Genomic DNA, 23,162 nt, shown 5'->3' with positions numbered 1-23,162 from the left:
GGCCTGCGTGCGCCGACCGGGCGCCGGGGCCCCGGTGGCGGACCGCTCAGGTCGCGGGCATGTCCTCGCCGCTGGGGAACTCGGCCACCGGCATGTCGATGCCCTCCTCGGCGAACGCGATGATCAGCGCCTCGCGCACCGCCCGGGTCACGCGCCACTGCTGCGACGCCGTCGTCTTGATCACGAGGCGGATCGTGATCCCGTTCGGGCTCATCGACTGCACGCCCCAGACCGCGGGCGGCTCGAGGATCGACGGGTCGTGCTCGCGGACGCGCTCGGCGGTGCGTGCGATGACCTCCTTGGCCTTCGGGATGTCCACGCCGTGGGCGACGGGGACGTCCAGGACGGCCCGCGACCAGTGCTGGCTGGTGTTGCCGACCGCGCGCATCTCGCCGTTGGGCACGTGCCAGACCGTGCCGTTGATGGCGCGCAGCCGGGTGTTGCGCAGGCTGAGCGCCTCGACGACGCCCACGACGGGCTCGCCCGCGGCGGACTTCGGGCGGAAGGTGACCTCGTCCCCCACCCCGTACTGGTCCTCGACGAGGATGAAGATGCCCGACAGGAAGTCGCCCACCAGGGTCTGGGCACCGAAGCCGAGGGCCACGCCGACCACCCCGGCGCCGGCCAGCAGCGGGCCCAGATCGATCCCGATCTTCCCGAGCGCCATGAACAGGGCGGTCGCGTAGATCATCCCCGTGACGATGCTCTTGAGGATCCCGAGCACCGCCTCGCGGCGCTGATCGCCGCGGACGCCGAGCTCCTGCGTCTCCTGCAGGACGTTCGGGGTGATCTTCCGGACGGCGACGAGCCCGCGCGTCAGGTGCCCCTTGCCCACGCCGCGGCCGATGTTGACGATGACCCGGCGGGCGATCCGGTTGACGATCCACGCGACGACGAGGATCACCAGGATGTCGAGCAGCCCCGTGGTGATCCAGTGCACCGCGTCGGCGACGTACCGGTTGGCGGTGTCCTTGAACGTGCCGACGGTGCCGTCGTACATGCTGCGACAGAGGTTGTCCTGCCAGGAGCCGTCGTCGCCGCAGACGCGGGTCTGCCGCCGGGCCGCTCGGTCGGCCACCTCCTCCGCCGCACGGGAGGCGGACGTCGAGCTCTGGGCCAGCACGGGCGCGAGGGTCGAGATGAGACTCACGCGGTCGACCGTAACGGAGCCCGACGGGGCCACGTCGCGATCCGGGTCGTCCCGTCCCGCTTGCGGTGCCACCGGGACGAACCGCCTGCACCGACGGGGGTTCGGGGCCCGTGGGCGTGCCCACCCTCACGCAGTCCCACGCACCGCCGTGTAGTGTCCTGGGTCGGTGCGCTCGAGCGCTGCCGCTGTCGGAGTCACCTTCGCAGCGTCTCTCGGGCCACCGTGTTCCCGCGTTCTCTCCACGCGCGACGCCCCGCTCCACCTGCGGACGGGCACGATCGCGGCCGGTAGCTAGAGCGCTCCCACCGGCCGGCATCGCAGCTCGCCACGTCCTCTCAGAGGAGCACCATGTCCCAGACCTTCGCCGACCTCGGCGTGTCCAACGCCGTCGCCACCGCACTCGCGGACCGCGGTATGGAGTCCCCCTTCGCCATCCAGGAGCTCGCGCTCCCGGACGCCCTCGCGGGCCGCGACGTCCTCGTCGCCTCCCCCACCGGCTCGGGCAAGACGATCGCCTTCGGCGTCGCCCTGGTCGAGGGCATCGAGGCCGAGGATCCCCGCCCGAGCGCCCTCGTGCTCGTCCCGACCCGCGAGCTCGCCACGCAGATCGTGGACGAGATCCGCGAGATCGCCCACTCCCGCGCGCTCGCCGTCACCGCCGTCTTCGGCGGCGCCGGCATCGAGAAGCAGGCCCGCCTGGCCACGCGCTCGCACATCCTCGTCGCGACCCCGGGCCGCCTGGAGGACCTCCTCCAGCGCCGCGCCGTGTCGCTCGCCGACGTGAAGATGCTCGTCCTCGACGAGGCCGACCGCATGCTCGACATGGGCTTCCAGCCCGCCGTCAAGCGGATCGTCTCGCAGTGCCGCACCGAGCGCCAGACGCTCTTCCTCTCCGCCACGCTCGACGGCCGCGTCGGTGAGATCGCCCGTGCCTACACGCGCGACCCGAAGCTCATCGAGTACCAGCACGAGAAGAAGGACCAGGGCAAGATCGAGCACCGCTTCCGCCAGGTCACGCGGGACGACAAGGTCGACCACCTCGTCGACCAGCTCAAGGACCGCGACCGCGGCCTGGCCGTCGTCTTCGTGAAGACGAAGTTCGGCGCCGACAAGCTCGTCCGCAAGCTCGCCCAGGCGAAGGTGCCGTCGGTCGCGCTGCACGGCAACCGCTCGCAGGCGCAGCGCCGCAAGGCCCTGGCCGCGTTCGAGGAGGGCGAGGTCACGACCCTCGTCGCCACGGACGTCGCCGCGCGCGGCCTGGACGTCGAGGACGTCACGCACGTCATCCAGTACGACATCCCGGTCGACATGGAGACCTACACGCACCGCGTCGGCCGCACCGGCCGCGCGGGCAAGACCGGCATCGGCGTCACGTTCGTCGAGCCGGAGGAGCGCCTGGACATGGGCGTCATGGCCCGCGACCTGAACCTCGGCACGCAGCTCGAGGCCGCCGGCATGCGCGTCGGCGCCCCGGGCGAGAAGGGCCCCGGCGTCCAGCGCAAGCAGGGCGCCCGTCAGCCGCGCGGCGAGGGCCGTGGCGGCCAGGGCGGCGGCGGTCGCGGCCAGAGCCGCTCGGACCACCAGGGCGGCGGCGGCTTCGGCGGTCGCTCCCGCGGCGGCGAGTCCTCCGGTGGCCGCGGCGGCCAGAGCAGCCGCGGCGGCGGGCGCTCCGGCGGCCGCCAGGGCCAGGGCGGGCGCGGCGGCCGCTGAGCCCCGCGGGGCCGGCTGACCGCCGGTCCACCGTCTGCAGCGCCACGGGCGCGGCGAGCGTGCTCGCCGCGCCCGTCGTGCGTCCGGGGCCGGCTCCCGGCCCAGGGCCGCGGGGTCAGGCCTCGGCGGGGACCGCCGTCGGGCCGGCCGGCGACGCCGCAGGCGCGGCCACCGGGTGCGCGGACCCGATCCCCAGCGCCGCCACCGCACCGAGGCCGCAGGCGACGAGCATCATGGCCCAGCCGTCCTGGTACGACCCGAGGCCGTCGCGACCGGAGCCCAGGATCGCGACGAGGAGCGCCACGCCCAGGACGGACCCCAGCTGCCGGGAGGCGGTCAGGAGCGCCGAGCCCGCCGCCAGGCGCGCCGGGGCCAGCGTCGACGCGACCGCGGTCGAGACCGCCGGCAGCAGCAGTCCGACGCCGGTGCCCGTGAGGACCGACCCCGGCAGCAGGCCGGTCAGGAAGTTCGGCTCGAGGTCCTGCCGCCACAGCCACCAGGTCACGCCGAGCGCGAAGACGACGTTGCCGAGGACCGCGGTCGGGCCCTGGCCGATCCGGGCCGACAGCCGCCCGGAGGTGATCGCGACGACGGTGGCCAGCAGCGGTCCCGGGGCGAGCGACAGCCCGGCGACGAGCACGGAGTCGCCCCACGGACCGGTCAGGAGCAGCACGCCCTCGAGCAGCATCGCGGCGAACGCGACGGAGAACAGCAGCGCGCTGAGGGTCGCCGCCGCGAACGTGCGCGACCGGAACAGCTCCAGGTCGAGGACCGGGGCGTGGGCGCGGTCGACGTGCCGGGACCGGCGGACGACGCCGGCCAGCAGCACGAGGGAGACGACGAGCAGGCCGACCGTGCGGAGGCTGCCCCACCCGCGGTCGGGGGCCTCGACGAGGGCCCAGCAGAGCGCCCCGACCCCGGCGACGAGCGCCGCGGTGCCGAGCGCGTCGGGCCAGCGGCGATCCTGCTCGTTGCGCGATTCGCGCAGCGCCCTGCGCCCGGCGACGATCGCGGCGATCCCGAAGGGCAGGTTGACGAGGAACACCCAGCGCCACGACAGGCTCACGAGGGCGCCACCCACCGGCGGACCGAGCGCGGCGGCCGCGCCACCGATGCCCGCCCAGGCGCCGATCGCCTTCGCCCGCCGCTCCGGGGGGAAGGCGTCGAGCAGCAGCGCCAGGGAGCTCGGCATGAGGAGCGCGGCGCCGACGGCCTGCACGACGCGGAAGGCGACGAGGGACGGGACCGACCACGCCACTCCGCAGGCGGCCGAGGCGAGGACGAAGACCCCGAGCCCGACGAGGAAGATCCGGCGCCGCCCGAGGCGGTCGGCCAGGATGCCGGCGGGCACGAGCAGCGCCGCGAAGACGATCGCGTAGCCGTTGAGGACCCACGACAGCGCGGCGACGGAGGACCCCGGGAAGCTCTCCTCGACGTCCGGGAAGGCGATGTTGACGATGAAGAGGTCGAGGCTGACGAGGAAGACCGCCGCCGCGACGATCAGGAGGACGCGACCGGGGCTCGTCGGCTCCCGTTCGGCTGTGGGTTGCTTCATGCGACGCAAGGTAGCACCGGTCGCCCTCGCGGGTCGCGTGAAACGACCGTGGTAGCCTCGATGGCGTGCTGCACCGCGAGTACGACACCCAGGTCTGCTCCGTCGCGCGGTCGCTGGAGGTCGTCGGCGAGCGCTGGACGCTGCTGCTGATCCGCAGCGTCATGCTCGGCGCGCGACGCTTCGACGACCTGCAGGCCCACACGGGCGTGACGCGCAGCGTCCTGACCAACCGCCTGCGCCGGCTCGTCGACGAGGGCGTGCTCGAGCGCCGGCCGTACCAGGAGCGCCCCACCCGTCACGAGTACGTGCTGACGGAGAAGGGCCTCGGCCTGTGGTCCGTGATCGAGCACCTGCGTCAGTGGGGCGACGAGCACTACCCCGAGCCCGCGGGCCCGCCGCGCGTGATCGTCCACCGGGACTGCGGCGGCCACCCGGACGCGCACCTCCTGTGCGACCGCTGCGGCGCCGCGCTGACGGCGCGCGACGTGCGGGCCGAGCCCGGGCCGGGACTGGCCGCCCGGGGCATCGCCCGCACGCCGGGCGAACCGGTCCCGACCAGCACCTGAGCGCCGGGCGCGACGCCGCTGCCCGACACCCCGGGCGCGGCGCCGGCCGGGGTCAGTCCTCGTCGCCGAAGACGAGCTTCCGGCCGTCCTTGCGGCCCCGCAGCCGGGCGACGATGGCCGGCAGGTACGGCAGGACGAGCGCGACGATCGCGACCGTGAGCAGCCCGATGGTCAGCGGCCGGGAGAAGAAGACCGAGAGGTCGCCCTCCGCGCCCACGAGCGCCCGGCGGCCCTGGACCTCCATCACCGGTCCCAGGATGACGCCGAGGATGACCGGCGCCACCGGGAAGTCGTAGCGCCGCATGAAGAAGCCCGCCACGCCGATCACGTACATCACGAGCACCTCGGTCGTGGACCCCGAGAGCGAGTAGACGCCGAGGGTCGCGAAGGCGAGGATGCCGGCGTAGAGCAGCGGCCGCGGGACCTCGAGGACCTTCACCCAGACCCGGATCATCGGCAGGTTCAGGAGCAGCAGCAGGACGTTGCCCACGTAGAGCGAGGCGATCAGCGTCCAGACCAGGTCGCTCTGTTCGTCGAAGAGCTCCGGGCCGGGCTGCAGGTTGAAGACCTGGAACGCCGCGAGCATGATCGCCGCGGTCGCCGACGTCGGGATGCCGAGCGTCAGGAGCGGGACGAGCGTGCCGGAGAAGGAGGCGTTGTTGGCGGCCTCCGGGCCGGCGACGCCCTCGATCGCGCCCTTGCCGAACTCCTCGGGGTGCTTCGTCAGCTTCTTCTCCGTGGCGTACGAGAGGAACGTCGGCACCTCGGCGCCGCCCGCGGGGAGCGCCCCGAACGGGAAGCCGATCGCCGCGCCGCGCAGCCACGGCTTCCAGGAGCGCCGGGCGTCCTCGCGCGACAGCCAGCGGTTGCGCTTGCGGCGCATGCCGAGGAAGCGCCGCTCGGGCAGGTCGTCGTCCTCCACGACGGTGTCGCCGTCGGGGTCGATGATCTCGTCGTCGTCGGTGCCCTTCTTCAGCTTGGCGGCCATGTGCAGCGCCTCGCCGACGGCGAACAGGCCGACCGCGACGATCACGATGTCGACGCCGTTGCCGAGCTGGTCGACGCCGGCGGTCAGGCGCGGCTGGCCCGTGAGCTGGTCGATGCCGACGCAGCCGATGAGGATGCCCAGGAACAGCGAGATCAGGCCGCGGGTCATCGAGCGGGCGACCAGCGTGGTCACCGACGCGAAGGCGATCAGCGCGAGCATGAAGTAGTCCTCGGGCCGGAACTTCACCGCGAGGCTCGCCACGGGCTGCGCGACGAAGGTCAGGAGGACGATGCCGATCGTGCCGGCGACGAACGAGCCGATCGCCGCGGTCGCCAGGGCTGCTCGCGCCCTGCCGCGTCTGGCCATCTGATGGCCCTCGATCGCGGTGGCCACGGACGAGCTCTCCCCCGGCGTGTTCAGCAGGATCGAGGTCGTCGACCCGCCGTACATGCCGCCGGCGTAGATCCCGGCGAAGAGGATGAACGCGCCGGTCGGGTCCGAGAAGTTGAACGTCAGCGGCAGCAGCAGCGCGATCGTCAGCGCCGGGCCGATCCCCGGCAGCACGCCGACGAGGGTGCCGAGCGTGACGCCGGCGGCGGCCAGCAGCAGGTTCTCCGGGGTCAGGACGTTGCCGAACCCGTCGAGCAGGTTGGCCGCGAGGACCGGGTCGATCATCGAGAGCAGGGCGCTCATGTCAGACCCCCCACGGGCCGGTCGGGAGCCGGACGCCGAGCCAGCGCGAGAACGCGTAGGACACCCCGACGCCGAGGACGACGGCGACGATCGCGTCGCGCCTGGGCTCCTCGCTGCCCAGGAGCCAGGAGACGAGCCAGATGAAGACCGTCGTCGCCAGGCCGTAGCCCAGCGCGGAGAGGAGCAGGGCGTAGGCGACGAGGGCGGTGATGAGGCCGCCCGGCGTCTCCCACGTCGTCTGCTCGGACTCGTTGGCGGCGAAGCGGGCGAGCTCGACGTCGGGGCGCCAGAAGGTGCGGACGAGGTAGATCGCCGAGAGGACGATCAGCGCGACCGCGGCGAGGCCGGGGACGAACCGCGGCCCCTCGATCGACCAGCCGAGCTGGGCGCTGGGGATCGCGGCGGTGCCGACCAGCGACGCGATCCCCAGGCCGAGGACCGCCACGCCGACGAGGCGCGGGCCGGCCCACGGGATGTGGCGCTCGATGATCGGGGCGCCGCCGGGGCCGCTGCCGCCGGGGCGCTCCGGGCCGTCGGTGGACGGCGTGCCTGCAGTGCTCATCTACTCCCCCAGTCCCAGGTCGGAGACGACGGTCTTCACCCGTCGCTGCTCCGTGTCGACGAACGCGTCGAGCTGCGGACCGGTGCGCACGAACGGCGTCCAGTCGAACCGCCCGAGGTTCTCCTCCCACGTCTTCGACGCGACGACCCGCTGCACGAAGGCGGTGACCTTCGCGCGCTGCTCCGCGGTGATGCCGGGCGGCGCGACGATGCCGCGCCAGTTCGTCAGCTCCAGGTCGACGCCCGACTCCTTCAGGGTCGGCAGCGCCTTGCCGTCGATCTTCGTGCTCGTCGGCGCGGAGACCGCGAGGACCCGCATCTTGCCCGCCTCGATCTGGCTCTGGAAGTCCGAGATGCCGGACACGCCGACGTCGACGGAGCCCGAGAGGATCGCGGTCACCGCCTCGCCGCCGCCGGAGTGCGCGATGTAGGTCGTGCGTGCCGGCTCGACGCCGACGGTCTTGGCGAGCTCGCCGACCAGCAGCTGGTCCGTGCCGCCGGCGGAGCCGCCGCCGAAGCGGACCGCGCCCGGGTCGCGCTTGAGCGCAGCCACGAGGTCGTCGACGTCCTTCAGCGGCGACGCCGCCGGGACCGCCAGGACCTCGGCGTCGGTCGTCAGGGTGGCGATCGGCGTGACGTCGTCGACGGACACCGGCGAGCGGTTCGTCTCGATCGCGCCGAGCATCACGAGGCCCATGACCATCAGCTGGTACGGGTCGCCGTCGGCCTTCGAGACGAGCTGCGAGAGCCCGAGCGTGCCGCCGGCGCCGCCCACGTTGTAGACGTCGGCGCCGCCGTTCTCGGCGAACTCCTCGCGGATCGTCGACTGCAGCGCGCGGGCGGTGGTGTCCCACCCGCCGCCGGGATCGGCCGGGGCCATGATCGAGATGCGGCGGCCCGGGTAGGGACCGTCGTCGCCGCCCGACTCGCCGCCGGGCATCGCGACCGCGACGAGGCAGAGGACGGCCAGCAGGCCGCCGATCGCCCAGCGCAAGGTGGTGTTCGACATCGCTTCGCTCTCCTCCGGACGTCGTCGGGGCGCGGGGTGCGCCGCCCGACCCTCGTCCCACTGGCCGCAACGTAGGGCCTGTGCGCGGCGTCACGCAACGCTTGCGCTCGCTGCGCGCGATCTGCCCGTTGCGCGCGTTCTGCGCATTTCGCTCACGCCGGGCCGCGGACTGCGAGACTGCTCCCCGTGCGTCGCCGGCCCCGCCGCCTCTCGGGCCAGATCCTGGCCTTCCAGCTGCTGATCCTCGTCGGCACGCTCGGCCTCGGCTTCGTCCTCGCGCTCGTCGGCACCCAGTCGCGGCTGGACGACCAGTACGAGGAGCGCGCGCTGCTCGTCGCCCGTTCCGTCGCCGCCACGCCGGAGATCGCGCGAGCGGTGGCGCAGGGGGACTACGACGGCGCGGTCCAGCGCCGGGCCGAGGCGATCCGGCGATCGACCGGCACGACCTTCGTCGTCGTCACCGACGCCCGGGGCATCCGCGTGTCGCACCCCGACCCGCGGCGGATCGGCCGCCCCGTCAGCACCGACCCGACCGAGGCGCTCCGCGGCGGCACGGTGCTGGCCGTCGAGACCGGCACCCTGGGGCGGTCGGCCCGGGCGAAGGTCCCGCTGCGCGAGGGCGGGCGGATCGTGGGCGCGGTCTCCGTCGGGATCCACGTCCGCGCGCTGCGCCGCGAGCTGCGGACCCTCGTCCCGGTGCTCGCCCTCTACCTGTCCGGCGCCCTCGCGCTGGGCGTCGGCGCATCGTTGCTGCTCGCCCGACGCCTGAAGCGACAGACCTTCGGCCTCGAGCTCGACGAGCTCACCGGTCTGGTGCAGGAGCACGAGGCGATGCTGCACGGGATCCGCGAGGGCGTCGTCGTGGTCGACCCGGCGGGCCGTCTGCGGCTCGTCAACGACCAGGCCACGCGGCTGACCGGCCTGACCCCGGGGGACGTCGGCCGCACGGTGGGCGACGTCGCCGGCGGGACCCCGCTCGGCGCGCTCCTGGCCGGCGCCGGCCCGGGGACGGACGAGCTGCTCGTGCACGGCGACCGCGTCGTGGTCGTCAACCGGATGGCCGTGCGGCGCGACGGTCGCGACCTGGGTGCGGTCGCGACGCTCCGCGACCGCACCGAGCTCGACGACCTGGTGCGCGAGCTCGACAGCGTCCGCGGCCTCACCGACGCCCTCCGCGCCCAGGCGCACGAGTTCGCCGGCCGGTTGCACACCATCGCCGGGCTGCTGGCCCTCGGCCACCCCGAGGACGCACGGGCGTTCATCGCCGAGATCAGCGACACCGACGTCGGCCTGCGCCACGAGATCGCCGAGCGGATCGGCGAGCCCCGGGTCGCCGCGCTGCTGCTGGCCAAGGCGACGATCGCGGGCGAGCGCGGGGTCGCGCTCGACCTGGCCCCCGACAGCGGCCTGCACGGCGCGCTGCGCGACCCCCGCGAGGTCCTGACGATCGTCGGCAACCTCGTCGACAACGCGATCGACGCGGCCGCGGGCGGGCCCAACGCGCGCGTGGTCGTCGGCCTCGCCGTGGAGGCCGACGCGCTGGTGGTCTGGGTCCGCGACACCGGCCCCGGCGTGGCCGAGGCCGACCGCGAGGCCGTCTTCTCCCCCGGGTGGTCCACGAAGGCCGCCGAGGGCCGGGGCGTGGGCCTCTCGCTGGTCCGCCAGCTCGTCCTGCGCCGCGGGGGCGACGTCGCGGTCGAGGACGCGGAGGACGGGGCCCCGGGCGCGGTCTTCACGGCGTGGGTGCCCGGGGCGATCCGCCAGGACGACGGGGCGACGGCCGCCGTCGGCGGCCGGCCCGGGGCCCACGCCCCCGACGCCCCCGGGGACCGCTCGTGACGCTCGGGGTGCTCGTCGTCGACGACGACTTCCGGGTCGCGGCGCTCCACGCCGAGGTCGTCGGGACGGTCCCGGGCCTGCGGGTCGTCGCCCAGGTCCACGGCGCCGCCGCGGCGCTGGACGCCGTCCAGAAGCACCGGCCCGAGCTCGTCCTGCTGGACCGCTACCTGCCCGACGCGGACGGCATCGACCTGCTGCGGCGCCTGCGAGGCGCCCGCGACGGCGCCCCCGACGTCCTGATGCTCACCGCGGCGCGCGACCTCGCCTCGGTCCGCTCCGCCGTGCGGGCCGGCGCGCTGCACTACCTCCTCAAGCCCGTCGACTTCGCGGTCCTGCGCGCGCGGCTGCAGGCGTGGTCCCGCCTGCAGGCCGGGGTGCGCCGGGACGCCGCGCTCGAGGTCGACCAACGCGAGATCGACCGCCTCTTCGCGCTCCGGTCCGGGGCACCGGAGCGCCCGGCCCCGGAGGGCGACGGGCCGCCCACAGCGCGGCGGATCCTGGAGGCGCTGCGGGCCGCCGGGGGCGAGCGCACGGCGACGGACGTCGCGGAGGCCGTCGGCGTCAGCCGCGCGACCGCCCAGCGCCACCTGGCGGCGCTGACGCGGACGGGCACCGTCGCGCTGGACCTGCGCTACGGCGCCACGGGGCGACCCGAGCACCTCTACCGGGTGGCGGAGGGGGCCCCGGAGCCCACGCTCTAGGCTGCCGGGATGGCTTCGACCCGCCGCCCAGCCACCGCCGTGGACGACGTGGTGATCGACCTGCACGGCCACGACGTCGCCTTCCGCCGTGCCGGGACCGGACCCGTCGTGCTGCTCGTGCACGGGATCGCCGGGACCAACGCCGTCTGGGACGCCGTGCTCCCCGAGCTGGCGACGACGCACACCGTGATCGCCCCCGACCTGCCGGGCCACGGCCGCTCGGGCCGCTCGGCGGGGGACTACTCCGTCGGCGCGATGGCCGCGACGCTCCGCGATCTGCTCCTCGCCCTGGGCATCGAGCGCGCCACGGTCGTCGGGCACTCGCTCGGCGGCGGCGTCGCGATGCAGTTCTCGTACCTCTTCCCGGAGCACTGCGAGCGCCTCGTCCTGGTCTCGGCCGGCGGCCTGGGCCGCAGCGTCGCGCTCGCGCTGCGCAGCGCCGCCCTGCCGGGCTCCGAGGTCGTCACGGCCGGGCTCGGGCTCGTCGCCCGGGGCGGAGGCCGCGCGCTCGGCGCCGTCGGGCTGCTGCGCCCGGAGCGCCTGAGCGCGCCCACCCGCGAGCTCGGGCGCAGCGTCGCCGCGCTGGCGGACCGGGAGACCCGCACCGCGTTCCTCGCCACCCTCCGCGCCGTCGTCGGACCCGTCGGCCAGCGCGTCTTCGCGGGCGACCGGCTCTACCTCGCGGCGGCGATGCCGACGCTGATCGTCTGGGGCGCCGACGACCCGATCATCCCCGCGGGCCACGGCCGCCGGGCGCACGCGGCGATGCCCGGCAGTCGCCTCGTGCTCCTGCCCGGCGTCGGGCACTTCCCGCCGCTCGAGGCGCCGGTCGAGCTGACCGCCGCGCTGCGCGACTTCCTCGACACCACCGAGCCGGCCCTCGCCGACCCGGACCGCTTCCGGGCGCTCCTGCGGGACCGCCCGGACGCCTGAGCGGGGACGCCGACCGGACGGGCCGGCGCTGACGGGTCCCGCGGCGGCGCCGGGCGGACGACCGGGCCGGGCCGGCGGTGCCCACCCGACGGACGGTCTCCTCAGCCGCAGTGCGCCGTGTCCAGGGCGTTGCGACGGGCGGTGCGCTCGTCCCAGACGATCAACGCGACGAGGACGAGGACCAGCAGCCCCGCGGTGACCAGCGCGGAGACCTGCGTGCCGAGCAGGCCGATCAGGACGCAGGCGACGATCGCCGTCGTCCGCGGGACGCTGAGCGTGCCCGCGATCCGCAGGCGGATCAGGAGCTGGGCGACGAGGTAGAGCACCGGCCCGGCGACGACGGCCAGGAGCTCCGGCGTGTGCAGCACGTCCGTCGGGTGCGCGAGGACGACCTCGTCGCCGACCGCCGACACCACGATCGCGCCGATCAGGAGCACGTGCAGGTAGGTGTAGACGTCGCGGGCGATGCGGCCGGGGTCCTCGGCGTGCTCGATCGTCTCCTCCGCGATCCGGCCGACGGAGGTGAAGTAGAGCCACCAGAGCGCACCGGAGCCGAGGAACGCGACGACGAGCGCCGCGACGGCCTCGGCGTCCAGGGCGTGGTCGGCGGCCGTCGCCCCGGTGATGACGATGCTCTCGCCCAGCGCGATGATCACGAAGAGCTGGAACCGCTCCGCCATGTGCCCGGGGCTGACGTCCCACGAGGCACCCGACAGCCGCGGCCGGCCGGGGACCCAGAAGAACACGAGCGGCCCGCCGTAGTCGACGAGGAGCGCCAGGACCCACAGCACCGTCCGGGCCCCGCCGTCGGCGAACGCCCCGGCGATCCAGAGCACGCCGGCCGCGACGAACCACGCGAGGATGCGTCCGGCGCGCTCGCGCTGGTTCGTCCCCCGGGCCGCCGCCGCGAAGGTGAGGAACGTGTGGCGCCCCACCTGGATCGCGACGTACGCGAGGGCGAACAGCGGCGCGCGGTCGCCGAACGCCTCCGGGATCGCGATCGCCATCAGCAGGCTGGCGAGCATGAGCGCCAGCAGGAGCACCCGGACCCCGAGCAGCTCCGGGTCCAGCTCGTTCGTCGCCCACGTCGTGAAGTTCCAGGACCACACGACGACCAGCAGGATCAGGCCCGCCTGCGCCGCCCGGGTCCACGTCAGGTCCTCCAGCAGGAAGTGGGAGACCTGCGTGATCGCGAAGACGAAGACGAGATCGTAGAACAGCTCGAGCGTCGTCGCCCGTGGTTGCGCGACGCCGTCGGTGGCCCGCCGCAGGCCGGTCGTGGTGCTCATGGCCGGGAACGGTAGCGGCCGCCCCGGCCACCCGATCAGGCCGGCGTGGCGTCCACCAGCCGCTTGCGCACGGCGGCGGTGAGCGGCACGTACGTGTCGGTCTCGCGGTCCAGCGCCCAGGCCCGGGCGGGACGGCGGACCTTTGGGATGCCGGCCGCCCGGAGCTCGCCGGTCATCGGGCGGTACCAGGTCGTCACCGGGATCTCGTCGACGACGTGGACGATGTCGGGGCGGCAGCCGCCCTCGACCTGCTCCATCGCCGCGGTCAGGTCGCCCGGCGTCAGCTCGTACCCGTCGCGGACGGTCACGGCGGTGATCGCGAGGCTCCCGTCGGGACCGTCCACGCCGTAGACGACGGAGAGGTCGACGGCCGGCAGCCCGCCGAGCGCGTCGTGGATCGGGAACGCGTAGGCGATGCCGCGGTCGGTGTGGATCGCCGCCTGGGCGTGGTCCACCAGCCAGAGGTCGCCCTGCTCGTCCTCGCGGAAGAGGTCGCCGGTGACGTGCCAGGCGTCGCCGCGGGCGAACACGCCGCGCAGCGGCGCGCCCGGGGCGACCTCGACGGAGGTGCGCACGCGCGCCAGGAGCATGCCGATCTGCCCGCGCTCGGCCGGCAGCACGAAGCCGTCGGGGCCCTCGAGCAGCGTCCCCGCCTCGGCGTCCCACCGCGCGAGACGGATCTCGGCGCTGCCGGGCAGCCGGCGGCCCTTCGAGCCCGGGCGCGACGAGACGTTGGCCAGCACGGCGTCGCCCTCGGTCGACGCGTAGAACTCGAGCACCCGCGCGCGGGTCGCCGCGGCCGGCCCGCCCGGGCCGAAGCGGTCCAGCACCCGCAGCCACAGACCGCGGGGCATGCCCGAGCCGATGAACAGGCGGACGGGGTTGTGCGCCTCGGCGGGGTGCGGCGGCGCCTCGGTGAGGTCGCGCAGCAGCGTCCAGGTGTACGAGACGACGGTGACGCCGTAGCGGCGGACCTCGTCCCAGAAGGTGGCGGTGTCGAAGTCGCGCGCCAGGGCGATGCGGGCGCCGGAGGCGACGGCGCCGCCGACCGACGTCAGGAGGCCCGAGGGGTGGTGCAGCGGCGTGACGGCGTAGACCGTGTCCGACGGCGACAGGGACGCGGCGGTCGCGGTGCCGAAGGCCGACAGCGCCCAGCGGTGGTTCGTGATCCGCTTGGCGCGCGTGCTGCGCCCCTCGCCCGAGAAGACCACGAAGCCGGGGTCCACGGCGCGCCCCGCGTTGGGGCGGTACCAGGCGGGGACCCGCACCTCGTCGGGGTCGATCCGCTCCATGTCGGTGACGCCGGGGCCGAGGTCGCGCGGGTCCGCGCCGCCGCCGAGGACGAAGACGTCGACGCCGAGCGTGCGGGCGGCCTCCGTCGCGAGCTCGGGGTCGGCGATGACCGACTCGACCTGACCGAGCTCGGCCTCGCGGGCCAGGTCGCCGTCGGGACGCATGAGGACCGCGACCGCCCCGAGGCGGCTGAGCGCCGCGATCGTCGCCAGCCCGGAGGGCCGCGTCTGCATGACGACGCCGATGTGCTGCCCCTGCCGCACGCCGAGGCTGATCAGGCCGCGGACGATGGAGTCGATGCGGTGTTTCGCCGCGGCGTGGGTGATCGCGCGGTCCTCGAACAGGAAGAGGACGCCGTCCGGCGCGCGGCGCGCCTGCTCGTCGAGCAGCAGCCCGAGCGACATCCGCGTGTTCGGCTGGATCTGCTCCAGGCGGAAGATGCGGGGCAGTTGGGCAGCGGCCTCGTTGGCCAGGCCGACGACGTTGCGGCCCGACCGGCGCGCGGAGCGCACGGCGGAGCGGGCGAGCCCGACGCTCGTGGTGGCCGCCAGCTCGACGCTCGCGCCGATCGTCGGGCCCGAGGTCAGCTCGCGCGGGCCGTCGACCGTGATGAGCTCCATGTCCTCCGGCGGCGCGGGGTCGTCGCCCTGCCCGGACTCCACCCAGCGGGTCCACCGCTGGACGCCCGGCCACGTCACGTTGCTGGCGGACGAGCCGACGACCATGCCGAAGTGGCCCGTCGGGACCGCGATCGTCCACGCGTCGGTGCGCGGCGTCGCGCGCTGGATGCCCAGGACGGAGTCCGGCACGCCGATCGTGTCGAACTCGCCGTGGAAGGCGAGGATCGGGCAGGTCAGGTCCGCGAGCGTCACGAGGCGGTTCTCGATCACGAAGCCGCCGGAGATCATGCGGTTGTGCGCGACGATCTGACGCAGCAGCTCGGCGATCGCCGGCCCCGACCACGCGACGAAGCCCTCGCCGCCGAGGAACCGGCGCTGGCCCTCGCGGGGCAGCAGCGCGTCGCGGTCGCCCAGGCGGCGGAGGAAGTCGATCCGCTGCTGGAACGTCTTGACCGGGTCGAGCATCCGGAACGCCGCGGACGTGAACCAGCCCGGCAGCGCGCGCTCGGAGAAGACGTGGTCGGCCAGGACGTTGGCCATCCCGCCGACCAGGCGCTCCGGGATGCCGAACGGCAGCGCGGTGAAGTCCACGGGGCTGCCGAAGGTGATGATGCTCGCGATGCCCTCGCTCCGCCGCAGCGCACCGGCCTGGTAGCAGAACATGCCGCCCTGGCTGTAGCCCGTGAGGTGCACGTCGCGGCCGGTGGCCTCGCGCACGCGGTCGATCGCGTCGGAGACGGCGATGACGTGGTCGGTGAGGGTGCGCTCCAGGCCGCCCTCCTCGTGCTCGGGCGCCCCGAAGTCGACGACCCACGGGTCGAGGCCGAGCGCGTGCAGCTCGGTCACGGCGCTCGACGTCGGCGAGACGTCGTAGATCTCCGTCGCGAGCATCATCGGCGGGACGAGCAGCACGGCCGGACGGTCGCCGTCGTCCGCGTCGTCGGCGAAGTACCGCCGCAGCCGGTAGATCCGCTGCTGCGTGACGACCTCGAAGGACGCGGGCTCGTCGCCCGTCTGGAGGCCGCCCATCAGCAGGACCTCCATCGCGTTCTGGGCGACGGCCCCGATCCGGTGGGTGCTGCGCGTGACCTGGCGCGGCACGAGCCTCATGCGCGGTCCCCCGCGTCGGGCGCCCGACCCGGTGAGCGCGTGGTGATGGGCGTTGCGTCTGGCTGCATCGTCGTCCTCGTCCGCGTCGCGGGACCTCCGCCGATCCCTTCCGCGGAGCGGGACCGGGGCCGGGAATACCGGCGGTAGGGAGCGTACGCCGTCGGACGTCCGCGGGCCGTCACGCGCCCGCGCGCGAGGGCGCGGCGGCGTCCGCCTCGACCGCCTCGCGGTGGACCTCGGCGTCCGGGGGCGGCGCCGTCCCGCGCTCGCGGTGCGCCACGACGTCGCGGACCCACCCGGAGACGACGTCGGGGTGCAGCACCGGGATCCAGTGCGTGGCCTCGGCGCGGCGGATCCACAGCTCGGGCATCCGTCCCGGCAGGCCGTCGTAGGTCGCGGGGTCGATGAACGCGTCCTGCATCGTCACGCCGACCTGCACGAGGGGCACGTCGACGCGGGCGTAGCGCGGGCGCAGCAGGCGGTCGAGCATGTTGCGGCGGTAGAGCCCGATCCCCCGGACACCGTCCGTCGCGATCGTCGGCGCGGGGTGCCCGGCGGGCGGTCGGACCCCCTCGGAGCGCGAGAACACGAAGGGCCAGCGGCGGCCGATGAACACCCGCCACGCCAGCGGCGCGAGCAGCGGCGCGTGGAACGCGAGGATGTACCAGGACTTGCGCAGCTGCCGGAGACCGTCGGCCGGCCCGCCCTCGCGCATCGCGTGGCCGGAGAGGTCGAGGCTCGGCCCGGCGACGGCGGTGAAGGACGAGAGGCGCGACGCGACGCCGCGGCGGGCGGCGGACTCCCAGCTCTGGATCGCTCCCCAGTCGTGGCCGACCAGGTGGACGGCGCGACCGTCGTCGGTCGTCGCCTCGATCACGGCGAGCAGGTCGTCCGAGAGCCGGGTCAGGGCGTAGCCGCCGAGGCTCCGTGCGGCGTCGCTCTCCCCCGCGCCGCGCACGTCGTAGGAGACGACGTGGTGGTCGTCCCGCAGCCGGGCCACGACGCCCGACCACAGCTCCTGCGTGTCGGGGTAGCCGTGGACCAGGACGACCGTCGGGTGGGACGGGTCGCCGTGCTCGCGGACCGCGAGCGCGACGCCGTCGGACGCGACCACCACGGAGCGGCGAGGACCCGGCACGGTCAGCCCCCGTCCCGGGCCAGGAGCGATTCGACGTAGGGCCGCACGAGGTCGGCGATCCCGCGGGCGGTGGCGTCGCGCTCGGCGTCGGCGACGGGCAGGACGACGTAGCTCAGGCCCAGCCGCATCACCGTCCCGGCGAGGAAGTCGGCCTCGGGGCCGCGCAGGACCGGCCACGTCTCGCGCATCATCACCGCGAGGCGCCCGGTGCCGTGCTCGAGGATCGGGCGCCCCTCCGAGGTGACCAGCGGCAGCAGGTCGTCGCGTCCGTCCTCGCGGATCACGGCGGCGACGAGGGCGTCCTCCGACGCCGCCTGCAGGAAGACGCCGAGCGCCGCGCTCAGCGCCTCGGACGGATCCGCCGGATGCCGGCGGATCGCGTCGCCCACGGCGGTGAGGAACTCCTCGGTCTCGTGCAGGACGAGCGCCTCGGTCAGCCGGGGCCGGGAGCCGAACTCGTTGTAGACCGTCTGCCGCGACACGCCCGCCCGTCCGGCGATCGCGGCCATCGTCACCGACCGCCACGGGCGGTCGGCGGCGAGGTCCCGCGCGGCCTCCAGCAGCGTGCGGCGCAGCAGGGAGCGCGACGCGTCCGCGAACGTCGCCCCGTCGGGTGCGGGGGCGTTCGCGGGATCGTCGGCGGCGGACAAGGTCCGCAGAACGCTAGCCATCGAGGGCCGCGGGCGCGTCTCCCGCGGTCGTCCGCTCCCCCTGCCCGGTCACCGGCACGAAGTCGACCTTGTCGCGGACGCCGCAGTCCGGGCAGCGCCAGTCGTCGGGGACCGCGCTCCACACCGTGCCGGCGGGCACGCCGTTGCGCGGATCGCCGGCGGCCACGTCGTAGTCGTAGGAGCAGATCGGGCAGCGGTAGGCGTCCGCCACGACCAGGGCCTGGGCGGCGGCCGCGGCGGCCTCCGCCTCGGCCTGCGCGCGGGCCGCCTCGTCGGCGGCGGCACGGACGGCGAAGACGCGGGCCCCCTCCTCGGCGGCCTTCGTGCCGGGGCCGTAGGCGCGCAGGACCCGATCGCGCGTGCGCGGGTGGAGGTGCGCGCGGGTGACGTCGCCGCCGTAGTGCGCCAGGACGCGGGGATCCATCACGCGACGCCAGACCGGCGGGAACAGCGCCAGCAGGATCATCGTCGCGTACCCCGAGGGCAGCTGCGGGGCCTCCTCGAAGTGGCGCAGCGCCTGGTACCGACGCGTGGGGTGCGCGTGGTGGTCGGAGTGGCGCTGGAGGTGGAAGAGGAACACGTTGGACGCGACGTTGTTGGAGTTCCACGAGTGCTCGGGACGCGTGCGCTCGTAGCGGCCGTCGTCCTTCTTCTGCCGGACGAGACCGTAGTGCTCGAGGTAGTTGACGACCTCGAGCAGCGAGAAGCCGATGACGCCCTGCAGCAGCAGGTACGGGGCGACCTCGACCCCGAACGCCGCGACGAGGACGACGAACCCCACGACGGTCATCCCCCACGCGTTGATCAGGTCGTTCTTCAGCGTCCAGCGGCTGGTGCCCAGCCGACGGAACCGCTCGGTCTCCAGGTGCCACGACGACGTCGCGCTGCCGTACACGGTGCGGGGCAGGAAGCTCCAGAAGCCCTGGCCCATGCGTGAGCTGGCCGGGTCCTCGGGCGTGGCGACGCGGACGTGGTGCCCGCGGTTGTGCTCGACGAAGAAGTGGCCGTAGCCGGTCTGTGCGAGCGCGATCTTCGAGAGCCACTTCTCGGCGGCGTCGCGCTTGTGCCCGAGCTCGTGGGCCGCGTTGATCGCGAAGCCCGAGACGCAGCCGACCGTCGCGGCCAGGCCGACCGCCTCGACGACCGACAGGTCGCCGGAGGCCCAGAGGACGCAGGCGAGCACGAGCGACGCGTACTGCAGCGGCACGTAGGCGTAGGTGACCCAGCGGTAGTAGCGGTCCTGCTCCAGCCAGGCGAGGACCCGGTCCGGCGGGTTCTCGGCGTCCGTGCCGATCAGCGTGTCCATGATCGGCATGACGCCGAAGACGAGGAACGGTCCGAGCCACCAGAGGACGCCGAGGCCCGTGGCCTCCACGAGCCCCCACGCGACGAAGGGCGAGACGGGGATGAAGAGCCCGAGCAGCCACGCCCAGCGCTTGCCGTCCGTCCAGCTCGGGGCGTGGACCTCGGGCGCGTCGCCGTGACGATGGTCGTGGTCGTGGTCGTGGTCGCCGGTCTCGTGCGTGCCGGCGGCGCCACGGGGGCCGGGGATGGCTGCGGTGCCCATCGTGCTCCTCCTCGTTGTACATCGACGCGCTCGATGTCAAGCACGTGGACGCACGGTAGCGCAGATGTAAAGCGACGCGGGAAATCCTCCGCAACGGGTGGCCGGGGGCGGCGCCCGCCGCTACCGTCGGGGCATGGCTGTCCCCGAGCCCGATCCCCCGGCGGCGGGCGCGCCGCCGTCCGTCCCGGCCCTGCGCGCCTCCGACGCCGACCGCGAGCGCACCGTCACCGTGCTGCGCGACGCCGGCGGAGACGGCCGGCTGACGGTCGACGAGCTCGACGCCCGCCTGGACGCCGCCTACGCCGCCGTCACCCACGAGGACCTCGCCGTGCTCACGAGCGACCTGGTGGCCGCCGGCGCGACCGGTGCCGCGCGGTCGGCGCCGCGCCGGGTGCCCGTCGTCGCCGGCGAGCGCGGGTCGCGCTGGATGATCGCCGTGATGGGCGGCGTCGAGCGCGAGGGCGTCTGGAGGGTGGCGCGGCGCGCCACGTCGCTCTCGGTCATGGGCGGCAGCGACCTCGACCTCACGCACGCGGAGTTCGACGGCGAGGACGTCCACCTGAACGTGATCTGCGTGATGGGCGGCGCGGACGTCCGCGTGCCCGACCACATGAACGTCGTCGTCTCGAACGTCGGGATCATGGGCGGCAACGACGTGCGGATCGGCGAGGCGACCCCGGATCCCGGCGGCCCGACGCTGCACCTGCACCTCGTCTCGATCATGGGCGGCTCGAACGTCCGTCGCGGCCCGAAGCGCACCCGACGGGAGCGTCGCGAGCAGCGCGAGCAGGAGCGGATCGAACGCGAGCGGGAGCGGGACCGGCACCGGCTCGACCACGGCTGAGCCGCGGCCCCGAGGGCGACCTCCGGTCGGCCGCACCCGGGCGCGGGGGGGCGTCGAGCCCCGTCGTTCAGGCCCGCTCGCCGGCGACGATCGAGACCGTCACCCGCCGCTCCTCGAACGCCGCGGCCCACGGTGCGCGGACGTGGCGCTCGCGGTGGCGCTCGGCCAGGCGCAGCAGCGCCTCGAGCGGCTCCTCGGTCGCGGCGACGCGCCAGGCCATCCACTGCCCCATCGCGTGGCGCACCGTGCCCGCCCGGGGCGCGGGGACGGGCAGCAGCAGGGTCCGCTGCGGCGTGGCCCGCGGGGTCGCGACGAGGCCGGCGCGGTCGAGGTCCGCCAGCAGGACGCGGGCGAGCTTGCGGTGGTCGGCGTCGGCCTTGAGGCCCAGCACCTCCGCCAGCGCCCGCGAGAGCGCCGCGATCGGCATCTCGACCGGTCCGATGCGACCGCCGGTGTGCTCGGCGAGGAGCATCCAGAGCACCATCCCCCGGACCGCCCGGCGGACCGCGTTGGAGCCCCGGCCCGCCCCCAGCAGCACGGCGTAGGTCTCCGGGGCGGTGGCCCACAGCTGGGCGTCGCCGCGATCCCCGGGGAGGATCTGCTCCAGCGGCACCCACGAGCGCTCGGGGAAGGTGTGGTCGAGGACCGCGCCGGGCGCGTTGCGGAACTCCGGCAGCGACGCCGGACCGACCTCGAAGAACGGGTCGCGGACGCCGTCGAGCACCGCCCGGCGGGCGACGGACACCCGCAGCCGGCCGGCGGCGGCCAGCTCGCGGAAGCGCGAGACGCCGATGCCCGAGTACGTCTGCTTCCAGACCGCCCGGAGCAGGCGGTTGGTAACCGGGTCGTCGGGTTCGCGGTGCTCGTGGTCGTCGAGCATGTCGCGCATCAGCCGCATCCGCTCGACCGTCGGCGGCGCGGGGCGCAGCAGCGCGATGCGCGTCGGGGTCAGGTCGACGACGCCGCCCTCGCGCAGGAGCTCGAGCGACTCCTCCCACCCCGGGACCGAGTCGTCCCCGGCACGGATGCCGTCGAAGACGGGAGCGACCTCCGGCAGCACGCGGGGCACGGTCGCGTGGAATCCGCCGGTGCGGGCCACGAGCGCCAGGTGCGCCGCCGCCGGTCCGGTCAGCGCCCGGATGCCGAGCGCCTCGGCCCGCGGGATGCTCCACGCCGCCTCCAGCTGCGAGCTGAGGACGGGCCAGTGGACCGTGGCCGGCCCGTCGACCGGGCCCGCGCTCGCGTCGGCGAGGACGGGGTCGTAGTGCAGCTCGTCCGCCGCGAACCCGCCGCGCCAGGCCCAGGAGTCCCGGACGATCCGGCGCACTCAGCGGCCCGTCCCTGCGGCGGACGGCGGGCGCGGCGGGTCCAGCGGATCCGGCTGCCGATCAGGCATCGGTGGAGGCCTCGTCGACCGCCGCCCGGCCCATGGCGAGCAGCAGCGCGTCGTTGGCGCCCTCGCCGATCTGCGTCTGCGGCGCGTCGCGACGCAGTCGGGCGAGCTCGTCGTCCGCCCGGTAGGAGCGGCTGGCCGCCAGCCGCGCGGCGCGATCGACCGCGAGGACCGCGAGGTCGGAGGCCACGATCTTGGCGGCCGAGGCGAGGTCGCGGGCCTCGTCGGAGCCGGCGTCCACGGCCTCTGCCGCCCGCAGCGTGAGCGACTCGGCCGCGAGCAGCCGTGCGCGGAGCTCACCGATCCGCAGCTGCGCGTGCGTGTGCTCGCCGAGCATCGCCCCGCCGACCTCGCGGTGGGTGGCCTCGTCGAGCGCCACCGCGAGCGCGCGGTCGACGATGCCCAGCGCGCGGCAGGCGACGTTGACCCGGCCGACGCCCAGGGCACCGAGCATCTGGCGCGCGCCCTGACCCGCAGCGTCGGGGCCGCCGAGGATCTCGGCGCCGACGGCCTCGTGCCCCTCGAAGACGTAGGCGGCGGACTCGACCCCGCGGTAGCCGATCTTGTCGATCTCCTCCACCCGCCAGGTCGGCGAGTCGCGGCCCTCCGCGGGGACGACCGCGCACGACAGGCCCTCCCCCGTGCGGACCATCATCAGGACCACCGCGGAGGAGACGCCCCCGGCGACCCAGCGCTTGCGTCCGTCCAGACGCAGGCCGCCGTCGACCGGCTCGGCGGTGGTGACGATGTTCGACAGGTCGCTGCCCGCCCCGGGCTCGGTGATCGAGAAGGCGGCGTGCCCGTCGCCGGAGCCCAGGACGGGGAGCCACCGCCGGCGCTGGGCGTCCGTGCCGTGGGCGAGCAGCAGCGTGGTCGCCAGGCCCGTCGGGTTGATCGCCCCGGTCAGCGAGATCCAGCCGCGGGACAGGGCCCGCCAGACCGGGACGAGCTCGCCGACGGTGCGCCCGCCGCCCCCGTGCTCCTCGGGCACGAGCGCACCCGGCAGCCCGAGGGCCACCAGGCGGTCCCACAGGGCGTCGGGGAGCACGTCGTCCCGGTCCCAGGCCGCGACCTCCGGGAGCACGACGTCGCGCACCAGGGATTCGACCGCACCGAGCAACGGGTCGCCGACGGGGGCCGGCGAGGCGGCCGTACACACGCGCATCGACGGATCCTCCCCCATCGCGCGGACGTGTGCCGGCCAGGCGCGGACGACGGGGTCGCCGTCGCCCGCGCCCGATCAGACCTCGCGGCGGATCTTGGGCTTGCGGCCCTTGATCGTCGTGCCGCGCAGGGCCTCGATGACGCCGTCGGCGGCGGCGTCCGGGACCTCGACGAGCGAGAAGCGGTCGTTGATCTGGATCGCGCCGATGTCGCGGCCGCTCAGCTGCGACTCGCCGGCGATCGCGCCGACGAGGTCCTGCGGGCGCATGCGCGCCTCGCGCCCGGCACCGACGAAGATCCGGGTCGTGCCGACCCCGGCGCCGCGGCGCTCGCGGCGGTTGCCGCCGGCGCCGTCGCGCGGCTCGCGG

19 protein-coding genes are annotated in these 23,162 nt (G+C 75.0%); 6 read left to right on the top strand and 13 right to left on the bottom strand.

Annotated features, from left to right (window positions below):
• Window positions 1-46: 46 nt before the first annotated feature.
• Entirely contained in the window at window positions 47-1,150 is a 1,104-nt protein-coding gene (locus tag Q7T67_RS17680; protein ID WP_304792803.1) for a mechanosensitive ion channel family protein, read from the bottom strand.
• Between the two features lie 348 nt (window positions 1,151-1,498).
• Here Q7T67_RS17680 and Q7T67_RS17675 point away from each other — a divergent pair, with 348 nt between their 5' ends.
• Window positions 1,499-2,860 carry a DEAD/DEAH box helicase gene (locus tag Q7T67_RS17675; RefSeq protein WP_304792801.1) on the top strand — a complete coding sequence of 454 codons (1,362 nt, stop codon included), beginning with the start codon at window positions 1,499-1,501 and terminating at the stop codon, window positions 2,858-2,860.
• Window positions 2,861-2,975: 115 nt separating this feature from the next.
• On the opposite strand, the gene Q7T67_RS17670 is transcribed toward Q7T67_RS17675, so the two are convergent.
• The gene (locus Q7T67_RS17670; RefSeq protein WP_304792798.1) at window positions 2,976-4,415 is read right to left on the bottom strand and encodes an MFS transporter; all 1,440 of its coding nucleotides are present in this window, start codon (window positions 4,413-4,415) and stop codon (window positions 2,976-2,978) included.
• A gap of 65 nt (window positions 4,416-4,480) precedes the next feature.
• Between Q7T67_RS17670 and Q7T67_RS17665 the strand changes: the two genes are divergently transcribed.
• Window positions 4,481-4,981 (top strand): helix-turn-helix domain-containing protein, encoded by a 501-nt coding sequence (locus tag Q7T67_RS17665; protein ID WP_304792795.1) that lies wholly within the window; start codon window positions 4,481-4,483, stop codon window positions 4,979-4,981.
• Between the two features lie 52 nt (window positions 4,982-5,033).
• On the opposite strand, the gene Q7T67_RS17660 is transcribed toward Q7T67_RS17665, so the two are convergent.
• From Q7T67_RS17660 to Q7T67_RS17650, 3 genes are read right to left on the bottom strand one after another with little or no spacing between them, the layout of a single operon-like run.
• Entirely contained in the window at window positions 5,034-6,662 is a 1,629-nt protein-coding gene (locus tag Q7T67_RS17660; protein ID WP_304792792.1) for a tripartite tricarboxylate transporter permease, read from the bottom strand.
• A gap of 1 nt (window position 6,663) precedes the next feature.
• Complete coding sequence (locus Q7T67_RS17655) at window positions 6,664-7,224, bottom strand: tripartite tricarboxylate transporter TctB family protein (RefSeq protein ID WP_304792789.1); 561 nt, start codon at window positions 7,222-7,224, stop codon at window positions 6,664-6,666.
• Window positions 7,225-8,232, bottom strand: coding sequence for a tripartite tricarboxylate transporter substrate binding protein (locus Q7T67_RS17650; protein WP_304792786.1), 1,008 nt, complete (start codon window positions 8,230-8,232; stop codon window positions 7,225-7,227). It lies immediately after the preceding gene.
• Between the two features lie 186 nt (window positions 8,233-8,418).
• Here Q7T67_RS17650 and Q7T67_RS17645 point away from each other — a divergent pair, with 186 nt between their 5' ends.
• From Q7T67_RS17645 to Q7T67_RS17635, 3 genes are read left to right on the top strand one after another with little or no spacing between them, the layout of a single operon-like run.
• The gene (locus Q7T67_RS17645; protein WP_304792782.1) at window positions 8,419-10,071 is read left to right on the top strand and encodes a sensor histidine kinase; all 1,653 of its coding nucleotides are present in this window, start codon (window positions 8,419-8,421) and stop codon (window positions 10,069-10,071) included.
• A gap of 8 nt (window positions 10,072-10,079) precedes the next feature.
• On the top strand, window positions 10,080-10,772 hold the full coding sequence (locus Q7T67_RS17640; protein WP_304792779.1) for a response regulator: 693 nt from the start codon (window positions 10,080-10,082) through the stop codon (window positions 10,770-10,772).
• A gap of 9 nt (window positions 10,773-10,781) precedes the next feature.
• On the top strand, window positions 10,782-11,705 hold the full coding sequence (locus Q7T67_RS17635) for an alpha/beta fold hydrolase (protein ID WP_304792776.1): 924 nt from the start codon (window positions 10,782-10,784) through the stop codon (window positions 11,703-11,705).
• Window positions 11,706-11,806: 101 nt separating this feature from the next.
• Here the strand turns inward: Q7T67_RS17635 and Q7T67_RS17630 are convergent, their stop codons facing one another.
• From Q7T67_RS17630 to Q7T67_RS17610, 5 genes are all read right to left on the bottom strand, one after another.
• Window positions 11,807-12,994 (bottom strand): low temperature requirement protein A, encoded by a 1,188-nt coding sequence (locus Q7T67_RS17630; protein ID WP_304792773.1) that lies wholly within the window; start codon window positions 12,992-12,994, stop codon window positions 11,807-11,809.
• A 35-nt stretch (window positions 12,995-13,029) separates the two neighbouring features.
• Window positions 13,030-16,017: an AMP-binding protein gene (locus tag Q7T67_RS17625; RefSeq protein WP_304792770.1), complete on the bottom strand. Its 2,988-nt coding sequence runs from the start codon at window positions 16,015-16,017 to the stop codon at window positions 13,030-13,032.
• 178 nt (window positions 16,018-16,195) lie between these two features.
• Window positions 16,196-17,155 carry an alpha/beta fold hydrolase gene (locus Q7T67_RS17620; RefSeq protein WP_304792767.1) on the bottom strand — a complete coding sequence of 320 codons (960 nt, stop codon included), beginning with the start codon at window positions 17,153-17,155 and terminating at the stop codon, window positions 16,196-16,198.
• Window positions 17,156-17,157: 2 nt separating this feature from the next.
• Complete coding sequence (locus Q7T67_RS17615) at window positions 17,158-17,805, bottom strand: TetR/AcrR family transcriptional regulator (protein WP_304792765.1); 648 nt, start codon at window positions 17,803-17,805, stop codon at window positions 17,158-17,160.
• A gap of 13 nt (window positions 17,806-17,818) precedes the next feature.
• The gene (locus Q7T67_RS17610) at window positions 17,819-19,393 is read right to left on the bottom strand and encodes a fatty acid desaturase (protein ID WP_304792762.1); all 1,575 of its coding nucleotides are present in this window, start codon (window positions 19,391-19,393) and stop codon (window positions 17,819-17,821) included.
• Window positions 19,394-19,526: 133 nt separating this feature from the next.
• Here Q7T67_RS17610 and Q7T67_RS17605 point away from each other — a divergent pair, with 133 nt between their 5' ends.
• Entirely contained in the window at window positions 19,527-20,237 is a 711-nt protein-coding gene (locus Q7T67_RS17605; protein ID WP_304792759.1) for a DUF1707 domain-containing protein, read from the top strand.
• A gap of 67 nt (window positions 20,238-20,304) precedes the next feature.
• Here the strand turns inward: Q7T67_RS17605 and Q7T67_RS17600 are convergent, their stop codons facing one another.
• The 3 genes from Q7T67_RS17600 to Q7T67_RS17590 form a co-directional block, all read right to left on the bottom strand.
• Window positions 20,305-21,564: a hypothetical protein gene (locus Q7T67_RS17600; protein WP_304792757.1), complete on the bottom strand. Its 1,260-nt coding sequence runs from the start codon at window positions 21,562-21,564 to the stop codon at window positions 20,305-20,307.
• Window positions 21,565-21,625: 61 nt separating this feature from the next.
• Window positions 21,626-22,795, bottom strand: coding sequence for an acyl-CoA dehydrogenase family protein (locus Q7T67_RS17595; protein ID WP_304792754.1), 1,170 nt, complete (start codon window positions 22,793-22,795; stop codon window positions 21,626-21,628).
• Window positions 22,796-22,870: 75 nt separating this feature from the next.
• Window positions 22,871-23,162 (bottom strand): DbpA RNA binding domain-containing protein (locus Q7T67_RS17590; protein ID WP_304792751.1); only part of this gene is annotated, 292 nt, incomplete at its 5' end.

Source organism: Patulibacter sp., assembly GCF_030655195.1.
Taxonomy (GTDB): domain Bacteria; phylum Actinomycetota; class Thermoleophilia; order Solirubrobacterales; family Solirubrobacteraceae; genus Patulibacter.
This window is presented reverse-complemented; position numbering and strand designations above follow the sequence as displayed.